Genomic DNA, 3,328 nt, shown 5'->3' with positions numbered 1-3,328 from the left:
TATACGCATCGGCACTGTGGCCGGTACGTGTTCTTTTAAAACTTGTGACGTAGCGAGCGTTTGAGATGTTCTATCAGACGTGTCGTGAGGCTAAGGCGAGAGACGAAAGTCTCTTTATTGATTGAGTCGTTATATTCGTATCCAGGCTTTGTACCCCTGGATCAGATATGACCCAAGGCAACTTGCGGTTATATGGTCAAGCGAATAAGCGCACACGGTGGATGCCTTGGCGGTCAGAGGCGATGAAGGACGTGGCAGCCTGCGAAAAGTATCGGGGAGCTGGCAACAAGCTTTGATCCGGTAATGTCCGAATGGGGAAACCCACCCGCTTGCGGGTATCCTGCAGTGAATACATAGCTGCTGGAAGCGAACCTGGTGAACTGAAATATCTAAGTAACCAGAGGAAAAGAAATCAACCGAGATTCCGTCAGTAGCGACGAGCGAACGCGGACTAGCCCTTAAGCTGGATTGGTTCTAGGAAAACGCTCTGGAAAGAGCGGCCATAGAAGGTGACAGCCCTGTATCTGAAAGGGCCATTCCAGTGAAGACGAGTAGGGCGGGGCACGTGAAACCCTGTCTGAACATGGGGGGACCATCCTCCAAGGCTAAATACTACTGACCGACCGATAGTGAACCAGTACCGTGAGGGAAAGGCGAAAAGAACCCCGGAGAGGGGAGTGAAATAGAACCTGAAACCGTGTGCGTACAAGCAGTAGGAGCTCCGCAAGGAGTGACTGCGTACCTTTTGTATAATGGGTCAGCGACTTACTGTTCGTGGCAAGCTTAACCGTATAGGGGAGGCGAAGGGAAACCGAGTCTGATAAGGGCGCATAGTCGCGGGCAGTAGACCCGAAACCGGGTGATCTAGTCATGCCCAGGGTGAAGGTGCGGTAACACGCACTGGAGGCCCGAACCCACTCCCGTTGCAAAGGTAGGGGATGAGGTGTGATTAGGAGTGAAAAGCTAATCGAACCCGGAGATAGCTGGTTCTCCTCGAAAGCTATTTAGGTAGCGCCTCATATGTATCCTCTCGGGGGTAGAGCACTGTTATGGCTAGGGGGTCATCGCGACTTACCAAACCATTGCAAACTCCGAATACCGAGACGGACTGTATGGGAGACACACGGCGGGTGCTAACGTCCGTCGTGAAAAGGGAAACAACCCAGACCCACAGCTAAGGTCCCAAATTCAGTGCTAAGTGGAAAACCATGTGGAAAGGCACAGACAGCCAGGAGGTTGGCTTAGAAGCAGCCACCCTTTAAAGAAAGCGTAATAGCTCACTGGTCGAGTCGGTCTGCGGGGAAGATTTAACGGGGCTAAGCACTGAACCGAAGCTTGGGGTGCATAACTTTGTTATGCGCGGTAGAGGAGCGTTCCGTAAGCCTGCGAAGGTGGATTGAGAAGTCCGCTGGAGGTATCGGAAGTGCGAATGCTGACATGAGTAACGATAATGCGGGTGAAAAACCCGCACGCCGAAAGCCCAAGGTTTCCTTGCGCAACGTTAATCGGCGCAGGGTGAGTCGGCCCCTAAGGCGAGGACGAAAGTCGTAGTCGATGGGAAGCAGGTTAATATTCCTGCACCTCGCGTAAGTGCGATGGAGGGACGGAGAAGGTTAGGTGTACCGGGCGTTGGTTGTCCCGGGGAAAGGCGGTAGGTTTGGATCTTTGGCAAATCCGGGATCCTTTAAGACCGAGCACCGAGACGAGCCTTTAAGGCGAAGTCACTGATACCACGCTTCCAGGAAAAGCTCCTAAGCTTCAGCTTACGCAGACCGTACCGTAAACCGACACAGGTGGGTAGGATGAGAATTCTCAGGCGCTTGAGAGAACTCGGGTGAAGGAACTAGGCAACATGGCACCGTAACTTCGGGAGAAGGTGCACCCTTTTTGGTGGCTCGTGCGAGCTATAGCTGAAGAGGGTCGCAGTAACCAGGCCGCTGCGACTGTTTATCAAAAACACAGCACTCTGCAAACACGAAAGTGGACGTATAGGGTGTGACGCCTGCCCGGTGCTGGAAGGTTAATTGATGGGGTCAGCCGCAAGGCGAAGCTCTTGATCGAAGCCCCAGTAAACGGCGGCCGTAACTATAACGGTCCTAAGGTAGCGAAATTCCTTGTCGGGTAAGTTCCGACCTGCACGAATGGCGTAACGACAGCGGCGCTGTCTCCACCCGAGACTCAGTGAAATTGAAATCGCTGTGAAGATGCAGCGTTCCCGTGGCAAGACGGAAAGACCCCGTGAACCTTTACTATAGCTTTACACTGAACGTTGAGTTCGTCTGTGTAGGATAGGTGGGAGGCTATGAAACCATGGCGCTAGCTGTGGTGGAGCCATCCTTGAAATACCACCCTGTCGTGCTTGACGTTCTAACCTGGGCCCATTATCTGGGTCGGGGACCGTGTATGGTGGGTAGTTTGACTGGGGCGGTCTCCTCCTAAAGAGTAACGGAGGAGCTCGAAGGTACGCTCAGCGCGGTCGGACATCGCGCACTGTGTGCAAAGGCATAAGCGTGCTTGACTGCAAGATCGACGGATCAAGCAGGTAGGAAACTAGGACTTAGTGATCCGGTGGTTCTGTATGGAAGGGCCATCGCTCAACGGATAAAAGGTACTCCGGGGATAACAGGCTGATACCGCCCAAGAGTTCATATCGACGGCGGTGTTTGGCACCTCGATGTCGGCTCATCACATCCTGGGGCTGTAGTCGGTCCCAAGGGTATGGCTGTTCGCCATTTAAAGTGGTACGCGAGCTGGGTTCAGAACGTCGTGAGACAGTTCGGTCCCTATCTGCCATGGGCGTTGGAGATTTGAGAGGGGCTGCTCCTAGTACGAGAGGACCGGAGTGGACGAACCTCTGGTGTTCCGGTTGTCACGCCAGTGGCATTGCCGGGTAGCTATGTTCGGAAGCGATAACCGCTGAAAGCATCTAAGCGGGAAGCGCGCCTCAAGATGAGATCTCCCGGGGCACAAGCCCCCTGAAGGAACCATGTAGACTACGTGGTTGATAGGTCAGGTGTGTAAGTACAGCAATGTATTGAGCTAACTGATACTAATGATCCGTGCGGCTTGACCATATAACCTCAAGTTGCCTTGGCTTTACGACAGCGTCGTAAGAGCATCCAAGTGCACGCTACGTCACAAGAACTATGCGAGGCTGGCGCCTTGTCCCATCGGGACGAGTGCGACTCTCCAAAAGCCTCCCTGGTGAAATTAGCGCTGTGGAACCACCCGATCCCATCCCGAACTCGGAAGTGAAACGCAGCTGCGCCGATGGTAGTGTGGCTCAAGCCATGCGAGAGTAGGTCATCGCCAGGGTTTATACCCAAAA

At 53.6% G+C, this 3,328-nt stretch carries 2 rRNA genes; both read left to right on the top strand.

Going from position 1 to position 3,328, the window contains the following annotated elements:
* Nucleotides 1–194: 194 nt before the first annotated feature.
* A 23S ribosomal RNA gene (locus ACVOKU_RS18515) occupies nucleotides 195–3,074 on the top strand.
* A 126-nt stretch (nucleotides 3,075–3,200) separates the two neighbouring features.
* A 5S ribosomal RNA gene (gene rrf / locus ACVOKU_RS18510) occupies nucleotides 3,201–3,315 on the top strand.
* The last annotated feature ends 13 nt before the right edge of the window (nucleotides 3,316–3,328 follow it).

The organism is Stenotrophomonas sp. STEN147 (assembly GCF_056757995.1).
This window is presented reverse-complemented; position numbering and strand designations above follow the sequence as displayed.